At 36.2% G+C, this 22,707-nt stretch carries 25 protein-coding genes and 1 other annotated feature; of the genes, 18 read left to right on the forward strand and 7 right to left on the reverse strand.

Translation table 11 applies throughout. The annotated features are described in order from the left end of the window. Positions 1-27: 27 nt before the first annotated feature. Positions 28-486 (forward strand): hypothetical protein, encoded by a 459-nt coding sequence (locus BN1243_RS00790; RefSeq protein WP_062104395.1) that lies wholly within the window; start codon positions 28-30, stop codon positions 484-486. Between the two features lie 59 nt (positions 487-545). Beyond that, a complete protein-coding gene (locus tag BN1243_RS00795) occupies positions 546-929 on the forward strand; it encodes a VOC family protein (protein ID WP_062104396.1) in 384 nt (127 codons plus the stop codon). 224 nt (positions 930-1,153) lie between these two features. Here BN1243_RS00795 and BN1243_RS00800 read toward each other — a convergent pair whose 3' ends face one another. After that, entirely contained in the window at positions 1,154-2,413 is a 1,260-nt protein-coding gene (locus BN1243_RS00800; protein ID WP_062104397.1) for a helix-turn-helix domain-containing protein, read from the reverse strand. A gap of 90 nt (positions 2,414-2,503) precedes the next feature. On the opposite strand from BN1243_RS00800, the gene BN1243_RS00805 reads away from it, so the two are divergent. Together BN1243_RS00805 and BN1243_RS00810 are read left to right on the forward strand one after the other, a co-directional pair. Continuing rightward, complete coding sequence (locus tag BN1243_RS00805) at positions 2,504-4,375, forward strand: ABC transporter ATP-binding protein (protein WP_230200066.1); 1,872 nt, start codon at positions 2,504-2,506, stop codon at positions 4,373-4,375. Beyond that, positions 4,372-6,183, forward strand: coding sequence for an ABC transporter ATP-binding protein (locus BN1243_RS00810; protein WP_062104398.1), 1,812 nt, complete (start codon positions 4,372-4,374; stop codon positions 6,181-6,183). Before BN1243_RS00805 ends, BN1243_RS00810 begins: the two co-directional genes overlap by 4 nt. 355 nt (positions 6,184-6,538) lie before the next feature. On the opposite strand, the gene BN1243_RS00815 is transcribed toward BN1243_RS00810, so the two are convergent. Continuing rightward, a complete protein-coding gene (locus BN1243_RS00815; protein WP_062104399.1) occupies positions 6,539-7,087 on the reverse strand; it encodes a YusW family protein in 549 nt (182 codons plus the stop codon). Between the two features lie 184 nt (positions 7,088-7,271). Next, positions 7,272-7,404, forward strand: a sequence feature (ribosomal protein L20 leader region). A 52-nt stretch (positions 7,405-7,456) separates the two neighbouring features. On the opposite strand from BN1243_RS00815, the gene infC reads away from it, so the two are divergent. From infC to BN1243_RS00840, 5 genes are all read left to right on the forward strand, one after another. Further along, positions 7,457-8,008, forward strand: coding sequence for a translation initiation factor IF-3 (gene infC, locus BN1243_RS00820; protein WP_084782227.1), 552 nt, complete (start codon positions 7,457-7,459; stop codon positions 8,006-8,008). A gap of 22 nt (positions 8,009-8,030) precedes the next feature. After that, the gene (gene rpmI, locus BN1243_RS00825; protein ID WP_062104401.1) at positions 8,031-8,231 is read left to right on the forward strand and encodes a 50S ribosomal protein L35; all 201 of its coding nucleotides are present in this window, start codon (positions 8,031-8,033) and stop codon (positions 8,229-8,231) included. A gap of 25 nt (positions 8,232-8,256) precedes the next feature. Further along, positions 8,257-8,610, forward strand: coding sequence for a 50S ribosomal protein L20 (gene rplT / locus BN1243_RS00830; protein ID WP_062104402.1), 354 nt, complete (start codon positions 8,257-8,259; stop codon positions 8,608-8,610). Between the two features lie 70 nt (positions 8,611-8,680). Next, complete coding sequence (locus BN1243_RS00835; protein ID WP_062104403.1) at positions 8,681-8,953, forward strand: DUF1294 domain-containing protein; 273 nt, start codon at positions 8,681-8,683, stop codon at positions 8,951-8,953. Between the two features lie 47 nt (positions 8,954-9,000). Beyond that, positions 9,001-9,591 (forward strand): TVP38/TMEM64 family protein, encoded by a 591-nt coding sequence (locus BN1243_RS00840; RefSeq protein ID WP_062110256.1) that lies wholly within the window; start codon positions 9,001-9,003, stop codon positions 9,589-9,591. Between the two features lie 474 nt (positions 9,592-10,065). On the opposite strand, the gene BN1243_RS00845 is transcribed toward BN1243_RS00840, so the two are convergent. The 3 genes from BN1243_RS00845 to BN1243_RS00855 form a co-directional block, all read right to left on the reverse strand. Beyond that, a complete protein-coding gene (locus BN1243_RS00845; RefSeq protein WP_062104404.1) occupies positions 10,066-10,902 on the reverse strand; it encodes a ClpXP adapter SpxH family protein in 837 nt (278 codons plus the stop codon). Between the two features lie 346 nt (positions 10,903-11,248). Next, complete coding sequence (locus BN1243_RS00850; protein ID WP_230200067.1) at positions 11,249-11,899, reverse strand: lytic transglycosylase domain-containing protein; 651 nt, start codon at positions 11,897-11,899, stop codon at positions 11,249-11,251. After that, positions 11,896-12,492, reverse strand: coding sequence for a CYTH domain-containing protein (locus tag BN1243_RS00855; protein ID WP_062104405.1), 597 nt, complete (start codon positions 12,490-12,492; stop codon positions 11,896-11,898). The genes BN1243_RS00850 and BN1243_RS00855 overlap by 4 nt, the downstream gene beginning before the upstream one ends. Positions 12,493-12,645: 153 nt before the next feature. Here BN1243_RS00855 and BN1243_RS00860 point away from each other — a divergent pair, with 153 nt between their 5' ends. Genes BN1243_RS00860 through BN1243_RS00870 form a run of 3 tightly spaced genes read left to right on the forward strand, consistent with a single transcriptional unit; the run spans position 12,646 to position 15,050 of the window. Then, positions 12,646-13,290, forward strand: coding sequence for a GTP diphosphokinase (locus tag BN1243_RS00860; protein WP_062104406.1), 645 nt, complete (start codon positions 12,646-12,648; stop codon positions 13,288-13,290). A 40-nt stretch (positions 13,291-13,330) separates the two neighbouring features. Beyond that, positions 13,331-14,152 (forward strand): NAD kinase, encoded by an 822-nt coding sequence (locus BN1243_RS00865; RefSeq protein ID WP_326569859.1) that lies wholly within the window; start codon positions 13,331-13,333, stop codon positions 14,150-14,152. Next, positions 14,124-15,050, forward strand: coding sequence for an RluA family pseudouridine synthase (locus tag BN1243_RS00870; RefSeq protein ID WP_230200068.1), 927 nt, complete (start codon positions 14,124-14,126; stop codon positions 15,048-15,050). The genes BN1243_RS00865 and BN1243_RS00870 overlap by 29 nt, the downstream gene beginning before the upstream one ends. Before the next feature lie 24 nt (positions 15,051-15,074). Here the strand turns inward: BN1243_RS00870 and prpE are convergent, their stop codons facing one another. Then, a complete protein-coding gene (gene prpE, locus BN1243_RS00875; RefSeq protein WP_062104408.1) occupies positions 15,075-15,806 on the reverse strand; it encodes a bis(5'-nucleosyl)-tetraphosphatase PrpE in 732 nt (243 codons plus the stop codon). Positions 15,807-15,999: 193 nt separating this feature from the next. Between prpE and mgtE the strand changes: the two genes are divergently transcribed. The 4 genes from mgtE to BN1243_RS00895 all read left to right on the forward strand — a co-directional run bounded on the left by mgtE (position 16,000) and on the right by BN1243_RS00895 (position 20,818). Continuing rightward, the gene (gene mgtE / locus BN1243_RS00880) at positions 16,000-17,316 is read left to right on the forward strand and encodes a magnesium transporter (RefSeq protein ID WP_407638876.1); all 1,317 of its coding nucleotides are present in this window, start codon (positions 16,000-16,002) and stop codon (positions 17,314-17,316) included. A 19-nt stretch (positions 17,317-17,335) separates the two neighbouring features. After that, positions 17,336-19,183: a monovalent cation:proton antiporter family protein gene (locus tag BN1243_RS00885; protein ID WP_062104410.1), complete on the forward strand. Its 1,848-nt coding sequence runs from the start codon at positions 17,336-17,338 to the stop codon at positions 19,181-19,183. Positions 19,184-19,366: 183 nt separating this feature from the next. After that, the gene (fabI, locus tag BN1243_RS00890; RefSeq protein ID WP_062104411.1) at positions 19,367-20,149 is read left to right on the forward strand and encodes an enoyl-ACP reductase FabI; all 783 of its coding nucleotides are present in this window, start codon (positions 19,367-19,369) and stop codon (positions 20,147-20,149) included. A 117-nt stretch (positions 20,150-20,266) separates the two neighbouring features. Then, positions 20,267-20,818 (forward strand): CotO family spore coat protein, encoded by a 552-nt coding sequence (locus BN1243_RS00895; RefSeq protein ID WP_062104412.1) that lies wholly within the window; start codon positions 20,267-20,269, stop codon positions 20,816-20,818. Positions 20,819-20,861: 43 nt separating this feature from the next. Here the strand turns inward: BN1243_RS00895 and BN1243_RS00900 are convergent, their stop codons facing one another. Continuing rightward, positions 20,862-21,398, reverse strand: coding sequence for a CotY/CotZ family spore coat protein (locus BN1243_RS00900; RefSeq protein WP_084781763.1), 537 nt, complete (start codon positions 21,396-21,398; stop codon positions 20,862-20,864). Between the two features lie 124 nt (positions 21,399-21,522). Between BN1243_RS00900 and BN1243_RS00905 the strand changes: the two genes are divergently transcribed. Beyond that, a complete protein-coding gene (locus BN1243_RS00905; protein WP_062104413.1) occupies positions 21,523-21,873 on the forward strand; it encodes a DUF1360 domain-containing protein in 351 nt (116 codons plus the stop codon). A 357-nt stretch (positions 21,874-22,230) separates the two neighbouring features. Further along, positions 22,231-22,707, forward strand: coding sequence for a YhcN/YlaJ family sporulation lipoprotein (locus BN1243_RS00910; protein WP_062104414.1), 477 nt, complete (start codon positions 22,231-22,233; stop codon positions 22,705-22,707).

Genomic DNA, 22,707 nt, shown 5'->3' on the forward strand with positions numbered 1-22,707 from the left:
GACTCACAAAAAATAGGGGGACAATCATTGTCTTATAATCCAAGAAAGATCAGTCTGGAAGAAGCGCGTTCATCTGGGGTGGATGTGAATTTTGAACGTATGGATAATGGTGAAAAACGATATAGACTAGTAAGTTCTGATGGTAGCTCATATTGCCGTACTGTTGGTTCGGAAAAAGGTGCATGGCAGAATAGTCATTACCACAAATATAATTCAGAGTTTTATGTTGTTCAATCTGGATGGATTGTTTATGCGAAAATGGAAAAAGGTGGAGAAATGGATATGCGTTTTCTTCGCGAAGGGGAAAGTGTATCAGTAAGGCCATTTGTTCATCATAATATTTTTTTATCATCTAATTCAGTAATCCATACGATTAAATATGCTGGTGGTGCTGAAACTGACTGGTTTTTTTCCAAAGAATTAGATGAATTAACGAAAAAACTTTCTGAGAAAGAGTTGCTTGCGTTGAGTAAAGGTAATAATTAGGAGCCTTGTAGCCAGGATATTCCTAGAACACCATACAAAAATGAAAGGAGAAAAACAGAATGAAAATCACTGTTACCAGTATATTCGTACAAGATCAAGATAAGGCACTAAAGTTTTATTCAGAAACACTGGGTTTTGTAAAAAAGCATGATGTCCCAGCAGGAGAATTTAGGTGGATAACGCTTGTTTCTCCTGAGGATCAAGAAGGTACCGAACTTTTGCTTGAACCTAATAACCATCCAGCTGCCAAAGAGTATCAAAAGAATATATTTGCTGATGGCATCCCAGCAACAATGTTTGCCGTTGCAGATGTTCGCAAAGAGTATGAGAGATTATTGAAACAAGGCGTGAAGTTTACTATGGAGCCGACAAAAATGGGAGAAATGACACTGGCTGTCTTTGACGATACATGCGGCAACCTTATTCAGATAATACAGCAGTAATATTTTACAATATCTGAGACAATAGATTAAAAAAATTATTCAATGGAAGTGAAGACAAAACTCAGGACTAGTTTCCCGCAATAAACCATATATAGTTCGCTATTCATTTCCAAAAGATGACCAACGTTTTATACTTAGAATTTTAAGCATCTCATCAACATCGGTAGCTAGGCAAGATATAGAAATATCTTACCTAGCTACTAGTTGAATGATAAAAACTCTACTTATCCTCGGTTTTTTTCCACTTGTATATCCCGCAAAACCCCTCGAGCAAATTGATAATAGGCTGTGTGAGGGTGTTTTCGTAGCAATCTTTCTACTTCTTCGGCTAATTCAAGGGCTTTATCCAAGTCATTAAGCTGCATATAGCAAAGGGCTTGATATGATTTACTGATTTCACGAATCCCTACGTCTATTGGGTGATACTCAATATGCTTTTGATCATCTCTTAACAGTTGGCGGAAGAGTGGTAAAGCTTTTTTCGGTTGTTTTAATTTTGTGTAGCATCTAGCTTTTAGCTCGGAAAGAGTATCATCGGATTTAGCCTTATTTTTTTCAACTATCTCAATCAAGCGCAACGACTCTTCTGGCTGATCCTCATAAAACTCCATATTATGAATAATGCTGAATTCTTTTTCGTTTTTCAAATAATCGCTATCGAACAGTTCAACCAATGTAGTCGTTTTTTGTGTGAATTCTCTCGCCTTGTCAAATTCTCCACATTGATAATAGAGTCCTTCTCCCATTCTGAACAACTCAAAAGCCCAGTTAAATAGCTGGTATGTATTCATTAATTGGATGTTTTCTTCAAGTAATTGCTTGCTCTCTTCGAATTCTCCTATCGCAAACAGCGAATAAAATTGAAGTTGCTTAAACTTCATTGCAACTTGAGCGGATTTACTATCGATCAGGTCGATCTTTTCAAGTGAATTCTTAACAATCTCCACTGTTTTTGAATAATTGCCATGAAGATAATCAATATTGGCTAACATTCTGTGGATATCCAAGACGCGATTTTCCATTTGTAGATCTTCATAAATTTCTGAGGCTAAGAGGGCATATTTATTCCAATCACCATCTTCAAGTTGGTCGTAATCTGCTTTGTAATGTTGGTAAAGTCCGAATAAGGTTGTGAAATACAGATCATAGATATCGGCTGATTCCACATTATTACCTAAATATGGAAATAATGTTTGGATATGTTTGATGGCTTTTTTAAATGATGCGGCTCCTGACTTTTTTATTATCTGTCTTAATTCCGATAATTCCCTTTTCAATTCACTTCTTGTCTTACCGACCATTAATTCATTAACGTCTACTTGTAATTGTTGTGCGATATGCTGTAAATTTTCCGCGGATGGCTTCGATTTTCCATTTTCAATTAAGCTGAGCATGGCTGGTGACATTTGATCTTTCGCAACTTCTGCCAATGTAAGTTTCTTCTCTTTTCGAAGTTTCTTGATTTTTACTCCAATCATACTCATCACAATTCCTCTTTCTAATTTTTATCTTATATTCATTTTACCATAATTTAAATTTATTTAAAAAATAAATAGTAATATTTAAAAATACTATTGAAATTTATTTTAAATATATTAAAATTAAAATTAATTAAGTTAAATAAATGGAGAGGTGAAGGAGGAATTAACATATTACATGCACAAAAAGGTTTTTCCATAGCTGATACGATCAAGATCCCGTTTCAATGTACACCAATCATGACGATAATTTTAGTATTGCAAACGCTATTATCTGGGATCATTCCGACGGTACAAATAATAGTTACTGCACGATTTATCGACACAGCTATATCCATCGTAAAATATAAGACAGATATAAACCAGATCTATCCTTCTCTATTTACTGTAGTCGCTTTAATTGCCTACCAATGGATCTCTTGGCAATTCACGTATCTTACCCATGTAAAAATGGAAAATGGTATCAGAGAAAAATTTCGTTCGGCTATTACAGAGAAAAAGGCAAAGCTTGCTTTCAAGCATATTGAAAATCATCATACTTGGGATTTGATTTCACGCGTTTCCAATAATCCCGAAAATCAAATTAAGTCAGGCTTTACAGATACATTATCCATTATATCCTTAGTACTCCGAGTTGTAGGGATCCTTGGATTACTCGTTGCACAAGTATGGTGGGCAGCTCTACTTATCATGGTCATATCCGTCCCCTTATTTGCTCTAGCAGTTAAGAGTGGAAAAGCAAATTATCAAGCGAATCGGGAAGTCTCAAAATATAAAAGAAAATATGGGTATCTTTCCGAAGTACTAACCGGTAGGGATACTGTGGATGAAAGATCCTTATTCGGTTATGGAGATTTAATTGGTGATAAATGGCATCAACAATATGAAACAGCAAGGAAAATAGAGTTTAGGACAGAATTAAAGTGGTTTATAAAAATGAAATCAGGGAGTGTAGTGTCGGCACTTATTTCGATCCTAATCATTCTAATACTAATTGGATCTGTACTTTCTGGTGCACTCACAGTTGGAATGTTCATATCGTTAGTTAGTGCGGTATTCGGGATTGTTGAGATGATGTCATGGAATCTTACGACTAATGTAGACCGATTAGCTAAACATAGGGAATACTTAAAAGACTTAACAGAATATGCAACATTAGATGAAACAATAGATGCCATTGCGCCAAAAGCGAATTCATCCAATGTTTTTAAATCTCTAGAATTTAAAGATGTCCGCTTTAAATACCCCGGAACGGATAAGGTGATATTAGATGGAATGTCTTTTCGAATTACAAAAGGGAAAAACTATGCCTTTGTCGGTGCTAACGGTACGGGAAAAACAACGATAACAAAGCTAATAACGGGGTTATACAATAATTATGAAGGTGAGATCTACCTAAATGACAGAAGTATTTCCGACTACAGTCAAAGCGAATTAAAATCATTTTTCGCTGTCGTATATCAAGATTTTGCAAAGTATTACATTTCAATGAAAGATAATGTCTCCATAGGAGATATCAACAGTATGAATGATAAAGATATAGATCATCGTGTTTATTACGCGATTGACCAACTGGGTCTAAATAACTTAGAGAATAAAATGCCAAAAGGAATTGATACCCCATTAGGAAAAATCAAAGATGGAGGACAGGATATTTCTGGAGGTGAATGGCAAAGGATTGCGATGGCCAGAGCTGTTTTGAATCCGGCACCATTAAGAGTACTAGATGAACCGACTGCAGCACTCGACCCACTAAGTGAAAGTAAATTGTATGAAGAGTTCGAGCAAATAAGCAAAGACAAAACTACCATTTTTATAAGTCATCGACTAGGCTCAACAACATTAGCAGATGAAATATTTGTTCTTGGAGACGGTCAAATCATTGAACATGGTAGCCATGATGAATTAATGAGTCTCGGTGGTTTGTATGCTGAAATGTACGAGAGCCAAAGGAGTTGGTATCAATGAAAATAGAAAATAAGGTAGCAACTGAACCAATGTCATTGATCACAATTTTATTAAAATTATTTCCGATTGTTCTTGCTTCAACACCTTTATTATTTCTTTTCACGAACCTAATAGGTATTCTTCATGGGGTATCTTTTGGTTTTAATACATTTGTAACGCAACACTTTTTCGATTCTGTCACTAGTGCAGTTACTGAACAGACGGGTCTAAAAAAAGTAATTTGGATGGCTCTCGCTTTAGGCGGAGTCGTTATCGGCTCACAAATACTTAATGGTTTACATAATTTTGTTGGTAAAACCTACATTTTAAAAATGACTGGGCTATTAACGAATCGAATTAATCAAAAAGCATCGCGAATTGATCCTATTTCCTATGAAACTCCCGAACTTCTAAATGACATTAACAAAGCCCATGAAGGTATGCAAAATAGCCTCGGTCTATTGTTCACTGTAGTAGGTATTGGAACTTTTTATCTACCTTACTTTTTATTTATGGGAGTTTATCTTTATACACTAAAGCCGATTCTTGCTATTTCATTACTACTTATATTTGTTCCCGTAGTCATTACCCAACTTATAAGGGTAGGTTTTTTCTCTAAACTGGAAGATCAAGTAGCTCCCATTCGTCGTGAATATGAATACCTTGAACGCTGTGTTGGTGATAAAGAATATTTTAAAGAAACCCGCATACTAGGAGCATTCAACTATTTTAAAAGCTTATATCAAGCTTCCTTAGATCTACTTGGGAAAAGGATATGGAGTGTAGAATTAAGAACAAGGCTATTAGAAATTGGAATGAAGATGATCACTTTAGCAGGATATTTTGGCGTCCTCTATTTATTGTTTCATACATTAATGATAGGAGAAATTAGTATTGGCTCCTTTGCAGCTGTATTTGCTTCAATTGGATTAATGTTTGGAATAATGGAAGAAGTCATTTCAAGTCAGATTGGTAGTGTTACTAAAAATCTTGGTACTGTTCGAAATTATATACGCTTCCTAGATTTACCTGAAAGGAGAGGAAAAGATTTACTTATTGATGCTAGCGATGGAGTTGTATTACATAATGTATCTTTTCGGTATCCGGGTGCTGAACACAATGCAATATCAGGAATATCATTTGAGTTAAAAAAAGGGGAAACCATTGCAATTGTCGGCGAGAATGGAGCAGGAAAAACGACGCTCGTAAAACTAATGACAGGATTATATCTCCCCACTGAAGGAAGTATACAAATTGGAGGAATGGATTCGAAGGAAGTGGCGGGAAAATCAATTTACAGTGGTATTTCCGCGGTATTTCAAAAATTTCAGCGATATAAAATGACGCTGGAGGATAATGTCAGAATAAGTAATATAGAGAATGATCGGGATCAACACAAACCCGTGATGGAAAATGCCATTGAAAAAGCAGATTTGCATATGGATCAAGATACTTTTCCAAAGGGCTATAATACTATGTTATCTCGTGAATTCGATGGTGTTGACTTATCAATTGGACAGTGGCAACGGGTTGCGATTGCACGCGGATTTTATCGGGCTCATGACATGATTGTCCTTGATGAACCAACTGCATCTATTGATCCCATTGAAGAAACGAAAATCTATAAAAAATTCATAGAGATATCCAAAGACAAAACATCCATTATTATCACCCATCGATTGGGTTCTGCTAAAATAGCGGACCGGATTGTCGTAATGGATCATGGGAAAATTATAGAAGTAGGTTCTCATGACGAACTTATACAAAAAGAAGGAAAGTACGCGGAGATGTTTTATGCTCAGTCCAAATGGTATGTGATAAATAGTTGAGTTTATTGGTTAGGATTTAGTCTTATTGCTCATTGTATATTTGTGGGAATTTTTTGTTTTAATCATAACGTTCTAGCGGACAAAAGAAATGATTTTTCCCTAATTCAGTCTGAGATTGGGGATCAGGGACAAAAGTCAGCGTCTTTCGGTGGAAAATGTCTTTGAGAAGGGGTATCAGGGACAAAAAGTCGAACACTTCCCGAATAATGTCTTTGAGAAGTGTTCAACCTGACTATAGTAAACGTCTTTTGATAATTTAGGTAGATGGAAGCGAACAAACGGATAAAAGAAATGATTTTTCGCAAATTTAGTCTGATTAAAAAGGAAAGGGAGGGCATACCTGTCAGATACCCTCCTATTTTCGATCCTCAACGTCCAACACGGCTCCATCTTTAAAGGTGATCTCCAAATCAAATTCAGTATAATTATCTGGTAGATTTAGACGCTCCAACACCGTTTGAATAACAGTTTCCTGAGGCGTGTTAGCGTCAATATCAGCGTCTTTTAATTGATTGTATAAAATGAGAAAAGCATCCATTCCCTTTACCGTTTTATTCTGATCATTAACAGTATCGCGTAACTCAGCTTCATAATCTCCATCATTACTCTTTTGTTCAAAGTCTAAGTCATACTCTTCTGTGTTCGCATATTGAACTTCTAAATCAAACTCTAAAAATCCAAGTTGATTCATTTTTTCAATTGCTTGTTCATCATCCGCTACTTGTCCACCAAGCGATTTATTGCCGCCATCACCTTTTTCGATATTATTGGGTGTTTTCCCTTGGCTATCTTCAGGGGGAACTACTTGCTCCTTAGGGTTGCTATCTACTGAGGGATCGTCTGAGCAAGCAGCAAGTCCTAAAATCAATGAAATTCCCAACACGGAACTCAGATACTTTTTCACGTTCCATTACCTCCATTTCGTGTTCTCATATGGAAAGTTTTCACTTAACTACTCTAAATTAAACATTCATAAATAAATATTGATTCATCGTCATCCGTCTGCTATAATTAATTTTTGTTAAAGGACTCATGATTGACATCACGAACATACTGTGATATATTCTTAAGGTGAATCGAATACTCGTTTATGGAAGAAGGAGCTACCCGCTTCTCGCCTGATCGACGCATTTTTGCAGTTGGCAGGTTTTGAAACGTTCAATTATCATCTCATGATGATTGCTAATGCGGGTTGCTTTGTACCCGTATTTTTTATTGCTTAATTTTAAGATTGAAACGTATATTGAACGTCTATGCTTTACTTTTTCCAAACATGTATTCCTTGAAAATACCTTGGAGGTGGCTAACTATTAGCAAAGATATGTTGGTAAATGACGGCATTCGTGCCCGTGAACTTCGTCTAATTGATCACGAGGGTAATCAGCTTGGTGTGAAATCTCGAAATGAAGCACTGGAAATTGCAACACGTGTAAACCTTGACCTTGTTCTAGTTGCACCTAACGCAAAACCTCCTGTAGCCCGTATTATGGACTACGGAAAATACCGTTTTGAACAACAGAAGAGAGATAAAGAAGCACGGAAGAACCAAAAAGTGATTAATATGAAGGAAGTTCGATTGAGTCCTACCATTGATGAGCATGATTTCAATACGAAACTTCGCAATGGTCGTAAGTTTTTAGAAAAAGGCGACAAAGTGAAGGCTTCCATTCGATTCAGAGGTCGTGCCATTACCCATAAGGAAATTGGACAACGTGTCTTAACACGCTTTGCTCAAGAGTGTAATGATCTAGCAATAATTGAATCGCATCCAAAAATGGATGGTCGTAGTATGTTCTTGGTATTAGCACCAAAAACAGAAAAGTAAAGTTTTTAAGGAGGAAAACCCTATGCCTAAAATGAAAACACACCGTGGTTCGGCAAAACGCTTCAAAAAAACAGGTTCTGGCAAATTGAAACGTTCCCATGCTTACACAAGCCACATGTTCGCTCATAAATCTCAAAAACAAAAACGTAAACTACGCAAGTCGGCGATTGTATCTAAAGGAGATTTCCGTCGTATTCGCCACATGCTAGACAATCTGAAATAATCCGGAACAATAGGAGGGAATCAATATGCCACGTGTAAAAGGCGGTACAGTTACTCGCAGACGTCGCAAGAAAGTTTTAAAATTAGCTAAAGGTTATTATGGTTCAAAACATAGATTATTTAAAGTTGCCAATCAACAGGTTATGAAATCATATATGTATGCTTACCGTGATCGCCGCAATAAAAAGCGCGACTTCCGTAAGCTTTGGATCACACGTATTAATGCAGCAGCTCGCATGAATGGTCTTTCTTATAGCCGTTTAATGCACGGTTTGAAATTAGCTGGTATTGAAGTGAACCGTAAAATGCTTGCTGATTTAGCTGTATCTGATGCACAAGCATTTGCTGAATTAGCTAGCAAAGCAAAAGCAGCACTATAATTTTAATTGAAACATAGCCATTCTCTTAATTGGGGATGGCTATTTCTGTTAGAAAGAAAGGTTGGAGCCTATGAAGCCGTTTATAATTGGTTATTTATTAATTATTAACCTTTACGGAATAATTATTATGGGTGTTGATAAAAGAAAAGCGCAAAAAAGGGAGTGGCGGATCCGAGAAAAGAACTTGTGGCTCGTAGCTTTAGTAGGAGGTGCGCCTGGTTCAACAATAGGAATGCTATTTTTTCGACATAAAACCCAGCACTTATCTTTTAAAATTGGTTTTCCATTATTAGCTATTTTGGAAATAGTTTTTTGTTATATACTGCTTGGTCCTATGTCATAACGACTTTCTTGACTCCATACAATAAAAGTAAGAAAGCGGGTGATCCTATGGATGAGCAATTATTGATCATGCTTGCCTTTGTACAGGGAACGGGTGCACTTGCTCCATTTATGTTTATCTTTTTCCATGTCTTACGCCAGTTTATGTTTATTCCTGTTGCTCTTGTTTGTATGGCTGGTGGGATTTTATTTGGAAGTGTATTGGGTACATTATATTCGATGGTTGGTTTGCTTTTATTGTCTGGCCTTTTTTATATTTGTATCCGAAGAATGCCCAATACTTATGAAAGATTAATAAAGATCAAATATAAATGGTTTGGCCGCTATTCTAAAATGACAATTGGGCAAATTGCGATACTTAGACTAATCCCGTTTTTTCATTATCATTTGCTTAATCTTTGCTTACTTGAAAGAAGACCAGATTTTAAAGGCTTCATGAAAGGTGCTTTTGCCACTAACTTGCCATTGGCATTCTTTTACACTGTTTTTGGAGAATTCATTACGCGTTTTACACCTGCGATGAGTGCGATGATCATTCTTGCACTTCTCATATTGTTTTATATCTTTCGCGAAAAAGTGGCTACCATCGCTTGGAATGAATTTTTTTCTCATAAAGAAGAGTCAAAAAATGCTTGCTAATTGAAATAGGGATGTTACAGAAATTCAGTATAGCTGATTTTCTGTAACATCCCTAAATGCATTTAGCTAATGGAAACCACGGAACTTATTTCTTCCATTAATGAGAGAAAGGAAAATAAAGAAGGCTAAGAAAAGCAGGGGAGATGTTACGAATATTGGGACCAGTTTCATAAGCCCGAGTATATTAAAGAGAAAACAGAAAATAATGAGAGCAATAAGCAGAGATTTGGTGATTGTTCGCACTGTCGAGTCTCCTTTTCCACATTTGATTTACTTATATGTTGTCTTTTAAAATATTATGAATCAAATGGGGGCTAAATCAATTAAAGTCTCTTAGTACTATGGTTCGGTTATTATGCGGTTTTAAAAAGTCAAAATAGAGCAGGTTTTACTAATATAATTAAAAATATAGCAAGTTGAAAAAATATTTTTCTCAACTTGCTATATTTTTTAGATTAACTATGAATCCGATGTTTATATACCTGTAAAATTATATTTCCAAAAAGTTCCGTGGCAAGTGTGGACTTTTTCAGCCTTTTGTTGGAGCTGTAACTTTTTCATAAACTTTTCGATCTGTTGAACAGGTAAATCATATATAATCGCTAAGTCATGAGCTGTATTAATGGGACTCTGAGCAAGAAAAAGTTCTAATGGCAGTTTTTCAGCCGGTTTAGGATAATCATGAAACATCTCGGTCAATATTTGCACATAAACTTCATAATTATATAAACCAGTAATTTTTATACCTTCATCCTCGATATTTTCATTAAAGAAAACCATCGATGGCATTTCATCTACTTCCATTTCAGATGAAATTTTCAAGTCGCATTGGAATGCTCTAGAAGCACTTTCTGAATAGACATCACGAATAAATTCTTCTAAATCTAGTCCAATATGTTTGGCGCACTTTTGTAGTATGTTGATATCCGAGATATCCTGATTTTCAATAAATAACATTTCCTGTAGTCGTTGGATAAATTTAATCCCTGCCCGTCTTCCTTGTAATTCAGCTGCTTTAATACTGATTGCCGCTAAGTGAGGCGGATCCTCAAATTCTTCAGTAGACTTCCTATTCTTAGAGATTAACTTTCCATTGTGATGTTTCCATCTCTTTTTACAGGGACTGTTTCTTTTGTTTAATGAAGAAAGTTTACCTGAAAGAATATACTTTAAAGAGAAATAATCACCATACTCCATTTGCAATCTCTTGAGAATAGGACTGACTGACCAACATTCTGAACAAAATGGATCAATGAAAAAGTAAATCTCCATGGGCTTTTTGTTTTTAAGTAGCATCTCTTTGTATGACATCAAGGCTGCTCACCCTGCAAAACTGCATGTGAATTTTTAGACGTGAATAGATTGAGGCTTAGTTCAGGGTGAAAATAAGAGTTAAACTTGAGCACTAATCGTTTCTTTTCTCCAACGGCGTCATACGGTGTCATATTTTTCTCAACCATATGATTCGCTCCTTTGTCTAAATGGTACATTTATTGTAGCAATCACCTATACAGAACTCAAATAAATCGCACTGTGTGAAATAGGATACAAACGAAAAGAGGATTGGTAACGACCTAAAATTTGGAATTATGCTTTTGATAAAGATGACCATAGAAAAAAGAGAAGCTCAAAAAGTTATTTTGAACTCCTCCAATTCCTAACTATAAAAAGTACTTGTCACTTTATTTACATAGTTTTGTGTTTCTTTAAAGGGTGGAATCCCACCGTATTTATCAACATTACCTGGCCCCGCATTATAGGCGGCGAGGGCGAGAGATACATTCCCATCATATTTATCAAGCATTTGTCGTAAATATTTACTTCCACCCATAACATTTTGCATTGGGTCGAAAATATCTTGAACGCCAAGGCCGCGGGCAGTTCCTGGCATAAGTTGCATAAGGCCAGATGCTCCTGCCTGACTGACAGCAGAAGAATTGAAATTTGATTCATGCTTAATAATTGATTTAATTAATTTGGCAGGCAATTGAAATTTCTCTGCTGCTGATTGAATAATAGCTTCTAAATTGTCTATTTTGGAATTATCTACGGTAATGGCTGATTCAACGTTTGTAGTTGATTTGACCCCTTGAAAATTCAATTGCTGTAAATTTAAATTATGAACTGTCCCTAAACTATTTAGCGATAGTGGCTGACTCGGTGAAGAAACAGCTGTATTAAGCGCCTGTTGGAGAAGATCACCGAAATCCACCATTGATTCTTGATTACTTAAACTTGTTTTGTTTGCTGAAAACCCTCTTAACATCTGTATATCTAGCAAGGTTTTAATTTGCCCCAATGAATTCACATTTCTTCATCCTTCTGTTTTTTCATCTTTGCTTTATACATTCTACCAATTTTAGTATCGGTCATTTTCACTTCAATTTTATATATTTCAAGGAATTGCCTAAATATGGTACTCCCTTCATTCCAATTAGCAGCTTCATACTCAACTTCGTAATCCTCTTGATCTAAATATAGGCTATGATCAAATACTAATTGGCCATTTTTATATTCCACTTCAGCACGGTGGGTTGTTAGAGAACCAAAGTAACCAAGTTCAATATCCTTCAGCCCAAGTTCATGAATGGCATTCTTGATTTCTCCGTCAGGAATATAAGGGTTTATCAAAATTGCATCTACTTCACTTTTTTCAAGTTGTTGATTAATTTCCAGAGAACCTCGATGACCAGCACGTTTCAAGGTCATTTCAAAACTATTTGGAAGTTCTCTTATTCGAAGGGCACTATTCATTTTTTTAAACTTAAAATCTTTTGTATCAAAATAATGATTCACTTGAGTAAAAAAATGATGAGACGAGACATTGAAGGTTCTAAGAAGAAGGTTGAATTCCTTTTTCGTTAAAAGGTTTTTAAATTCGATCTCAGTTGTTTTAGCCATTGGACTCTTCCTTTCTAGTCACTCCTATTATTCGCTATTTACATGTTTGAATCAAGATCAAATATAAAATTATTATGTACTAGTTGTTTATGCTAAAATAAGAAGGGCATCTTAACAAATTTCCACTCTTTTTGATTAAGAGGTGATTGGACAATGATACAATGGGAGCATTTTTTAGCACCATATAAACAAGCTGTAGATGAATTGAAAATAAAATTAAAAGGGATGAGGAGCCAGTTTGAATTAGAGCATGATCATTCACCAATTGAATTTGTGACAGGGAGGGTTAAACCGGTTGCAAGTATTTTGGATAAGGCTCAACAAAAAAAGATTCCACTCGATAGATTAGCGACAGAAATGCAAGATATAGCTGGATTAAGAATGATGTGTCAATTTGTCGATGATATTGAAACGGTTGTGGAACTGCTTCGATTACGGAATGATCTTCGCATTGTAGAAGAGAGAAACTACATATCACATAAGAAACCAAGTGGGTATCGTTCTTACCACGTTGTAATAGAGTATCCAGTACAAACTATACATGGTGAACAGAGAATTTTAGCTGAAATTCAAATTCGAACTTTAGCGATGAATTTTTGGGCGACAATCGAGCATTCCTTAAATTATAAATATAAAGGTCAATTTCCGGAAGAGATTAATAAAAGATTGCAAGGAGCAGCCGAAGCAGCATTTCGATTAGATGAAGAAATGTCTAAAATTAAAGATGAAATTCAAGAAGCACAAGTTTATTTTACAAAAAATAAAGAGACTTCTAAAAAGATGAAGAAAAAAGAGTAGGAAACCCTTTTGGGTATTTTGAGGTTTGTTTCATGTCATTATAGATGAGAGGATGAGAGGGTTGAAATTTGCGGTTACTTCTAAAGGTGATCCCGCTTCTAACGCTTTATCACAAAAAATACGAACCTATTTACAAGATTTTGAATTAGTATATGATGAAGGACGTCCAGATATTGTAGTTTCTGTCGGTGGTGACGGAACATTGCTTTATGCCTTTCATCGATATAGTTCAAGGTTGGATCAAACTGCCTTTGTTGGAGTACATACAGGACATTTAGGTTTTTATGCAGATTGGGTCCCCGACGAAATTGAGAAATTAGTGATTGCGATTGCGAAAACACCTTATCAAGTTGTGGAATATCCCTTACTTGAAGTAGTTATGCGTTATCGAAATGGCGGAAAAGAAATGCGCTACCTCGCATTAAATGAATCAACTGTTAAAGGGTTAATGGGGACGCTTGTTATGGATGTAGAAATTCGTGGTGACCATTTTGAACGTTTTAGAGGAGATGGACTTTGTATATCAACACCTTCCGGAAGCACGGCATATAATAAAGCATTAGGTGGCGCTATTATCCATCCATCTCTATCATCTATTCAACTTGCTGAAATGGCATCGATTAATAATCGGGTATTTCGAACTGTAGGATCGCCGCTTATTTTACCAAATCACCATACTTTAGTGCTCAAACCAGTAAACACATTTGATTTTCATGTGACGATTGATCATTTAACGATTATGCACCGGGATGTAAAATCTATTCAATTTAAAGTAGCAAAAGAGAAGGTTCGTTTTGCAAGATTTAGACCGTTTCCATTTTGGAGACGAGTTCATGATTCTTTTATATCAGATGGTCGGTAAGAAAATGGGTCGTTATGAGTTAGAATGGAGAATAGATCAGTGTGATGCTGGAAAAGAGATGAAGCTTTTTTTACGCGAACAGGGAGTTTCTAGAAAAGCCTTATCTGCTATTAAATTTTCTGGTGGCACAATAAATGTTAATGGTAAGGAAGAGACGGTTCGTTATATCCTGCAAAAGTCGGATAGCGTAAAGGTTATATTTCCAAGTGAGGAAATTAATGATCGATTAATTGGGGAGGACATCCCGCTCTCTATCCTATATGAGGATGATGATCTACTAATCATAGACAAACCTCCATATATGAGCACAATTCCTTCGCGAGACCATCCTTCGGGTAGTGTGGCGAATGCACTTAAATACTATTACGAGCAAATTGGGCTTAAATCATCCATCCATATTGTTACTAGGTTAGACCGTGATACTTCTGGACTTGTTCTTGTTGCGAAACATCGTCATTCTCATCATTTGCTCAGTTTAATGCAAAGGAGACATGAAATTCATCGGTTTTACGAGGGATTCGCAGAGGGGGATTTTGACCAAGAACAAGGGGTTATAGATGCCCCTATTGGCCGAAAGCCTGGAAGTATTATTGAACGTGAAGTGAGAGAGGATGGACAATTTGCTCTGACTAAATACCAAGTCTTGCATCAGTACCCAACGTTCGCGCATTTAAAATGGAAGTTGGAAACTGGAAGGACGCACCAGATCAGAGTTCATATGTCGAGTTTGGAACATCCACTTCTCGGTGACGACCTCTATGGTGGAAGAAGAGATAAAATCAAGCGTCAAGCATTGCATTGTCAACAAATTATGTTTAAGCATCCGCTATCTGGCCAAGATTTAAACTTTCAAATTGCTCTCCCTACAGACATGACAAACCTTTTTAATAGCCTATAATATGATTCGGGCACGACTATATTGTCAATGCCCGAATTTTTCTTGGATAAAAGGCATTTTGGAAGGTACAGATACGGTTTCCATTTCTGGGTATCGTAAAGCTGTTAATTGACCTCCAAATACACAACCAGTATCAATATTGATTGTATTTCTTATTTTTCGCGGGTGCGTAACCGGTGTGTGCCCGTAAATAATAAAAGATTCTCCATTATAATGCTCTGCCCAGTCTCTTCGGATAGGACGCCCATCGGGATAAGTTTTCCCAGTGATATCTCCATATAAGACAAATGTCTCCACCTTTTTATCGTATCTTCCGATGAATTCTGCTTTAATGCCAGCATGAGTTAAAATTAGTTGCTGACCATCGAGGATCTCATAAAGAGATGATTTCTCGTAAAGTTCCATAAACATCTTTTTAACATTTTTTTGCTCTTTATGGGAAATCGCTTGTAATTCCGCAACAGTCGTTTCGAGTCCGTGCTTAATTTGCACATTACGTCCGAGAAAATATCGATACAATTTGTTACAATGATTCCCAGGAACATAATATGCTCCATTATGTTTCCAAAGTTGCCAGACAAGTTCAACCATTTTCAGCGAATGAGGTCCACGATCCGTAATATCTCCAATAAAACCAAGAATCCGCTCCTCTTTATGAATAGGTAACCCAGTTCCCCAGGAGTAGCCCATTTTTTCAGTAAGCTCTTTAAATTCAGTGAAACATCCATGGATATCACCAATAACATCGATTTTCATTTTCATAACTCCTTTAAGATTGATTTGTACAAGGGTAAACGACTAAATTCAGTAAATAAAAGTAAAAAGATAAAATGTAGCGACAAAATGATAAAGATTTGTTAGGATAGTTAAGACTAATTTGAAAGGAGGGGTCATCATGGAAATAAACGAAGGTCAAGAAAAAATTGACAGTGCCTTACTGATCCAAACTATGGCTGAAGGTGACCTTGAATCCTTTCGAAAAGAATTTTTAAATCTTCATCCATATGATCAGGCACAGTTTTTTTTCCGAGTTGATGGGCAGACAAGAACAAGTATGTATTATTATCTTTCCCCGAAAGAAGTCGCTGATTTCTTTGAAATGCTTGAATTCGAAGATGACGACATTAAAGGTATTTTGGCGGAAATGGAACCGAAATATGCGGCTGATATGTTAGCTAGCATGTTTGCGGATAACGCGGTTGATTTATTAAATAAGTTAGATAAAGATCAAGCTGCAAGTTATTTGACCATTATGGACCGGGAAGCAGCCCAGGAAATTAAAGGTCTTCTTCATTATGAAGAGTATACAGCCGGAAGTATCATGACGACGGAGTATGTCGCCATTTCAGAAAATCAAACAGTTATGTCTGCTATGCGTATTTTGAAGAAACAAGCCCCAACAGCTGAAACGATTTATTACGTATACGTTATTGACGAGGATCAAAGACTTGTTGGAGTTATTTCGCTTCGGGATTTAATTATTAGCGATGATGATACGATGATTTCGAATATAATGTCCGATCGGGTCGTCGCCATTTCTGTTGGAGCCGATCAGGAAGAAGCTGCAAGACAAATGCGTGATTACGACTTATTAGCCTTGCCAGTTGTTGATTTTCAAAATCATTTACTGGGGATTATTACCGTTGATGACATTATTGACGTAATTGATGAGGAAGCCTCTGACGACTATTCGAAATTAGCGGGTATATCTGATGTTGATAAAATTGATAAAAACCCATTATCTGCAGCGAAAAAGAGGTTGCCATGGCTAGTTATTCTTTTATTTTTAGGGATGTTTACAGCCAGTTTAATTGGACGTTTTGAGAACACCCTTGCAGAGGTTCCTATGGTAGCCGCATTTATACCACTTATTGCAGGAATGGCTGGAAATACAGGAACTCAAGCTTTGGCAGTAGCCGTCCGAGGAATCGCCACTGGTGAATTAGAAGAAATGAATAAATTAAAATTAATCATGAAAGAAGCAGGTACCGGATTAATTACAGGCTCAACATGTGGTGTATTAGTTTCACTTGTTATCTTTATTTGGAAACATGACTTGTTTTTAGGTGTGCTTGTTGGGATCGCAATTGTTGCTTCCTTATTTGTAGCTACAATTGGAGGGTCTCTTGTCCCTTTAATTATGCATAAACTAAAAATTGATCCTGCTGTTGCTTCTGGACCTTTTATTACGACGATGAATGATATTACATCTATTTTAATTTATTTTGGTTTAGCTACGATGTTTATGAGTTATTTAATCCATTAGAATAGATTGGAGTACCAACATGGAAGAATCTTTACTATCACTTGTAATTGTTTTAATCATTGCGTTTATAACCCCGCTCGTTCTTGATCGTTTCCGTATCTCATTTATGCCGATTGTTATAGCCGAAATCATTATGGGGCTTATAATAGGTAAAAGTGGTTTCGATATTATTCAAGGAGGGTCTTGGCTAGAGACCCTTTCTACACTTGGATTCATCTTCCTAATGTTTCTAAGTGGTCTTGAAATTGATTTCTCGGCTTTTAAGAGTTCTGGCAAGAAAAAAGTATTACCTAACGGAAAACAAGAGCCTAACCGACTTTGGGTCTCTATAGTTATCTTTGCAGGGATATTCGTACTCTCCGTTGGGTTATCTTATTTATTTGTCATTATTGGTCTAATTGATAATGTTTTCCTAATGACTTTAATCATCTCTACTATATCCTTAGGGGTAGTTGTTCCTACGTTAAAAGAAGCTAATATAATGAAGACAGGAATTGGGCAAATTATTTTGTTAATTGCCGTAATTGCCGATCTAGTAACGATGATTTTATTAGCAGTCTTTGTATCACTGCAAGGTGATGAACAGGGAAATATGTGGCTGTTGTTGATTCTATTTGCAGCAGGGATTCTTTTATATTTCCTAGGAAGGCGTTTTAAAAATAAGACTTTTATAGAACGGCTTTCTGCTGGAACTGCTCAAATAGGAACACGCGCTATCTTTACCCTCATTATTGTACTTGTTGCCTTGTCAGAATCCTTAGGGGCCGAGAATATTTTAGGTGCATTTTTAGCAGGGACGCTAGTGTCTCTATTAAACCCTAAACCTGAGATGGTGAGACAACTAGATTCGTTTGGTTATGGTTTCCTTATTCCAATCTTCTTTGTAATGGTTGGTGTTGATATTGATCTATGGTCCTTGCTGAGTAACAAGGATATGTTGATCTTAATTCCTCTATTATTGATTGGATTACTGATTTCTAAGATTTTTCCCGTATTTATTTTACGGAAATGGTATGATACAAAGACTGTATTAGCCTCTGCATTTCTTTTGACATCGACATTGTCTTTAGTTATTGCAGCAGCTAAAATTGCTGAGCGGATTAATGTTATTACTACTGAGATGAGTGGTACGTTGATCTTAGTCGCTGTTATTTCATGTATTATTACACCGATTTTCTTTAAAAAGTGGTTTCCGAAAGAAAACGAACAAGAAAGAAAGCAGAAAGTTGCTTTTATCGGAGCAACTCAGTTTACACTTCCTGTTTCAAAAGAACTGGATAGTGAACTTTATGAACCACTAGTTTTCCATAAAAAAATGGATAAACTTGATTCATCTATGATGGATTCGGCCTTTCAAATAATGGAAGTTCATAATTATGGGGAAGAGGAATTAATTAAGGCAGGGGTTTATGATTGCGATATTCTTTTTATCTCAACAGGAGATGAGGAATTAAATACCACCTTAGCCATTGATGCTCGAGAAAAGGGAGTAGAAAGGGTAATCGCTAGGATTGAAAGTCCTGATCTTGGTAAGGCACTACAAGAACAAGGTGTTGAGCCGTTTTCAACGTTACTTTCAACAAAAGCATTAATAAAAGCATTAATAGAGTCACCGAATATTGCGGATATATTAACAAATCAAGAAACGGCTTTATTTGAAATTGAAATGCGGAATGCTCACTATAACAATATGAAACTACGAGAATTCCCATTTGTTGGCGACATTATTATTGTCAGGATTTTCCGAGGGAATGATTCAATAGTACCCCACGGTGATACAGAGCTGAAGGTAGACGATCGCTTAATCGTGACCGGGACAAAAGAATTTGTTGATGATTTAATGCGTGAGTTGCAATTTAATTCATAAGAGATATTCCGTTACTGTAAAGCACAAAAGATTTAATTCTTTTGTGCTTTCTCTTTACAATATAGAAACTAGTCGTGTATGCTTATTACTAGGTACTAGTAACATGTAATATCTACTGGTCACAGACTTTATGAGTGTTTGAAAAATATGTAGTTAAATTGAAATTTGGAGGGACGGATCAATATGAACCTTTCATTAGAAGGAAAATCTTTTGTAGTAATGGGAGTAGCAAATAAACGAAGTATAGCATGGGGAATTGCTCGCTCACTTCATCAGGCTGGTGCGAGATTGATTTTTACATATGCAGGCGAACGTCTGGAAAAAAATGTTCGGGAGCTTGCAGACTCATTAGAAGGAAATAAATCGCTTGTTCTACCATGTGATATTACGAATGATGAGGAAATTAAACAGTGCTTTACAAATATTAAAGAAGAAGTAGGAAATATTCATGGGATTGCCCACTGTATCGCATTCGCTAACAAGGAAGAGTTAGATGGAGAGTATATGAATGTGACCCGCGATGGGTTTCTATTAGCCCATAATATTAGCGCTTATTCTTTAACAGCTGTAGCGAAAACAGTTCAAGAGCTAAATAGTATGCCTGAAGGTGGTAGTATTATAACCTTAACTTATCTCGGTGGCGAGCGAGTTGTTTCTAATTATAATGTCATGGGTGTTGCTAAAGCTGCTCTAGATGCTAGTGTAAAATATTTGGCAAGCGATCTTGGAAAATACGGAATAAGAGTTAATTCCATTTCAGCTGGTCCAATTCGTACGCTTTCAGCAAAAGGAATAAGCGATTTTAACAGTGTTTTGAAGGATATTGAGGAAAGAGCACCACTAAAACGCACAACAACACCAGAAGAAGTGGGCGATACGGCTTTATTCTTGTTTAGTCACCTTTCTCGAGGAATTACTGGAGAAAATATCCATGTAGATTCCGGTTTTCATATTATGGCAATCTAATTATTTTGATAGCTGTCACAAACGTGGCAGCTATTTTCTTTTAGTTCGCCAATAGGAAACCTTGAGCCCATCTATGCATACAGTAATACGAAGTATGAAAAACGGAGGTGCTCCTTAATGGAAGAAAACGAGAAACAAAGGAAAGGGAATCCCCCTTTATTATATATCCACCAGCCAGAGTTCACTAATCCGGAAACTTCAATGCAAGAGTCTTATTCTTTGGTTGATGATGATGAAAAAAGTGAACAAAATTTACAACATCACGAACAAGAAAAAGGGAGAATCCCTCAGTTAAACCCATCCATAGAAAAAGAATTAAATGAAAGTGAAAAAAATGCAAATGATGGAAAGGATGCAGCAGTGGGAACGCCCCAACAAGTTTCAGCAGCAGATTACTTTCGGAAAGGGTCTAAAGCAAAAAAGAGTTGGAATTTAACACCAGTGAAATCTTTTAAAGACATGTCCATTCCAGAAAAACTCCAATATTTAGCACAGCTTCCATCAAGTCAGCCGCCTTTTCCATGTGAATTTATTACTCAAAATCAACGTGTAAAAGGGGTTCTAGACAAATGCATCGAAGGCGAAGAAAAATTTACTGTAATGAACTTTAAAGGAGAAATTAAGGAAATTGTAAAAGGTGATCTGAAATCAATTCGTATCATTTTTTAATTAAAGGAAATGGGGGATCCCCATTTCCTTTAATAGCAACTAATTAGTCGCAAAGTTGCAAATCATAGTCTGCAATACATTGAACAGCACAGAAGCAATGTAAGTCTACAGTAATACAGCTGTTTGTTTTGGCCCAGTTACGTACAGAGCAAAGAGTGTCAAAATTTAGTTTCCCATGGTGCATAATGTTTACTGGTTCCCTATTCTTATTTAAAGGAACAAGTACGCGTAATGTTGCACAGCAATTATCAAACACTTCTTCTACCCTGAAGTAGACGGAAGCGCAATTTCCTGCGTAGCCTTTAAATAGACCTTTGAACAATTCACCGTTTTTGTTTGTTAAAGTAAATACCCTAGTATCTACATTTGTTCTTGTAGGGAGTGCAAGATCACCAAGTGGTTCAATAAAACAGTTTGTTGGGCAATTTGGGCAATCTTCTTCAACAGCTTCATCTTGAATATCCTTAATTGCACGGATAACTTGACAAACACATCCACCTGTACATCCACCTGTGCATCCACCAAAATGGTTAGAACTTTCTACTGGTAATTCCATTGATTCCATTTCTTCATAGCTCATGGATTTAATTCCTCCTTATCATCTATTGATCCATATCCACTAATAACATATTAGATATATGTACAATGGGTAACGGACAAACGCCTTGATTTTAGAAAATAGGCGGGTTGGGAGCGGAATATTAATGAATTGGTTTTCATTTATTTTATTGAGTTTAGCTGTTTTTCGATTAACAAGGCTGATTGTGTATGATCAAATTACGAGCTTTTTAAGAAGTCCTTTCATGGAGGAAGTCGAGGAAACAAACGAAGAAGGTTTATCGGAAGTTTTCTTAATTCCAAGAGCGCATGGCTTTCGTGGTTGGATCGGTCAATTAATTAGTTGTTATTGGTGTACAGGGATATGGGCGTCGATTTTTCTTTTAGCTCTGAAATGGACAGTTCCTAATGTTGGTGATCCGCTAATTTTGTTATTTGCTGTTGCAGGTCTTGCAGCTATATTTGAAACCATTATACAGGCCATCAAATTAGATTAATGGGCTATTTGCCAAACACTTTTTTCTAGGGTACATAAACTATATTGAGCGCATAATTTAAAATCGGGATGTGAATATATATGCGGAGAAGGCCAGAGAAACTAAGACCGATTCAGGACAAAAGGAAGAAAAAGAGTGGTTGTGGGTGTGGAAAACCTTTAAGAAAACCAAAAAGAAATGGATTATAAAGGAGGGGGACATTGGTTCCTCCTTTTTTTATGTGATTCACTATCATAATTTAAGAATTGTGGTGAAAAATATGTAGAGAATAAAAATCAGATGATGTCGGTTTTGCGAATACGAGTCTTAATTGAATTTATTGAAAAGTAAGCTTGATGTCATACATAGGAGGTTTCAATGAGAACGAAACTTTTTTTGATCATCATTATTTCCAGTCAATTGTTATTTCTTGCAAGCTGCTCTAGCAAGGGTGATGGTAAAGACAGTCAATTATCCTTAATGAAGGCAACGCAACCAGAGCCAATCCTTATTAACTACGATAAAAATGAGGAGTCTGTAGCCCAACGGGTTCAGGAAGAAATAGAAGAAATTGATGAAATTTATGATGTAGCAGTTATTGAACGCGGAAAAAAAGTACTTGTTGCCTACAAGGTAAAACATTTACAGAGATTTCGAATGAAAAAAATTGAAAAGAACCTGACAAAACGGTTAAAAGATGAATTTCAAAACCATCAATTTACAGTGTCGAGTGATTATAAAATTTTCTTAGAGTCCATTCGCTTAAAAGAAAAGATTGAAACAAATAAGATATCGGATGAAGAAGCAGAAAAGAAATTTGAGAAAATTATAAAACTAAAAAAGGAAATGACTTAA

The organism is Bacillus niameyensis (assembly GCF_001375535.1).
Classification (GTDB): domain Bacteria; phylum Bacillota; class Bacilli; order Bacillales; family Bacillaceae_C; genus Lederbergia; species Lederbergia niameyensis.

Bases quoted from the DNA above. Each gene is read 5' to 3' on its own strand.
- BN1243_RS00905 (WP_062104413.1), top strand. From the start codon at position 21,523: ATGAATTGGTTTTCATTTATTTTATTGAGTTTAGCTGTTTTTCGATTA.
- BN1243_RS00810 (WP_062104398.1), top strand. From the start codon at position 4,372: ATGAAAATAGAAAATAAGGTAGCAACTGAACCAATGTCATTGATCACA.
- BN1243_RS00910 (WP_062104414.1), top strand. From the start codon at position 22,231: ATGAGAACGAAACTTTTTTTGATCATCATTATTTCCAGTCAATTGTTA.
- BN1243_RS00885 (WP_062104410.1), top strand. From the start codon at position 17,336: ATGGAAGAATCTTTACTATCACTTGTAATTGTTTTAATCATTGCGTTT.
- BN1243_RS00795 (WP_062104396.1), top strand. From the start codon at position 546: ATGAAAATCACTGTTACCAGTATATTCGTACAAGATCAAGATAAGGCA.
- mgtE (WP_407638876.1), top strand. From the start codon at position 16,000: ATGGCTGAAGGTGACCTTGAATCCTTTCGAAAAGAATTTTTAAATCTT.
- BN1243_RS00870 (WP_230200068.1), top strand. From the start codon at position 14,124: ATGATTCTTTTATATCAGATGGTCGGTAAGAAAATGGGTCGTTATGAG.
- prpE (WP_062104408.1), bottom strand. From the start codon at position 15,806: ATGAAAATCGATGTTATTGGTGATATCCATGGATGTTTCACTGAATTT.
- rpmI (WP_062104401.1), top strand. From the start codon at position 8,031: ATGCCTAAAATGAAAACACACCGTGGTTCGGCAAAACGCTTCAAAAAA.
- infC (WP_084782227.1), top strand. From the start codon at position 7,457: ATGTATTCCTTGAAAATACCTTGGAGGTGGCTAACTATTAGCAAAGAT.
- BN1243_RS00855 (WP_062104405.1), bottom strand. From the start codon at position 12,492: ATGGCTAAAACAACTGAGATCGAATTTAAAAACCTTTTAACGAAAAAG.
- BN1243_RS00845 (WP_062104404.1), bottom strand. From the start codon at position 10,902: ATGTCATACAAAGAGATGCTACTTAAAAACAAAAAGCCCATGGAGATT.
- rplT (WP_062104402.1), top strand. From the start codon at position 8,257: ATGCCACGTGTAAAAGGCGGTACAGTTACTCGCAGACGTCGCAAGAAA.
- BN1243_RS00835 (WP_062104403.1), top strand. From the start codon at position 8,681: ATGAAGCCGTTTATAATTGGTTATTTATTAATTATTAACCTTTACGGA.
- BN1243_RS00860 (WP_062104406.1), top strand. From the start codon at position 12,646: ATGATACAATGGGAGCATTTTTTAGCACCATATAAACAAGCTGTAGAT.
- fabI (WP_062104411.1), top strand. From the start codon at position 19,367: ATGAACCTTTCATTAGAAGGAAAATCTTTTGTAGTAATGGGAGTAGCA.
- BN1243_RS00895 (WP_062104412.1), top strand. From the start codon at position 20,267: ATGGAAGAAAACGAGAAACAAAGGAAAGGGAATCCCCCTTTATTATAT.
- BN1243_RS00800 (WP_062104397.1), bottom strand. From the start codon at position 2,413: ATGAGTATGATTGGAGTAAAAATCAAGAAACTTCGAAAAGAGAAGAAA.
- BN1243_RS00900 (WP_084781763.1), bottom strand. From the start codon at position 21,398: ATGAGCTATGAAGAAATGGAATCAATGGAATTACCAGTAGAAAGTTCT.
- BN1243_RS00840 (WP_062110256.1), top strand. From the start codon at position 9,001: ATGGATGAGCAATTATTGATCATGCTTGCCTTTGTACAGGGAACGGGT.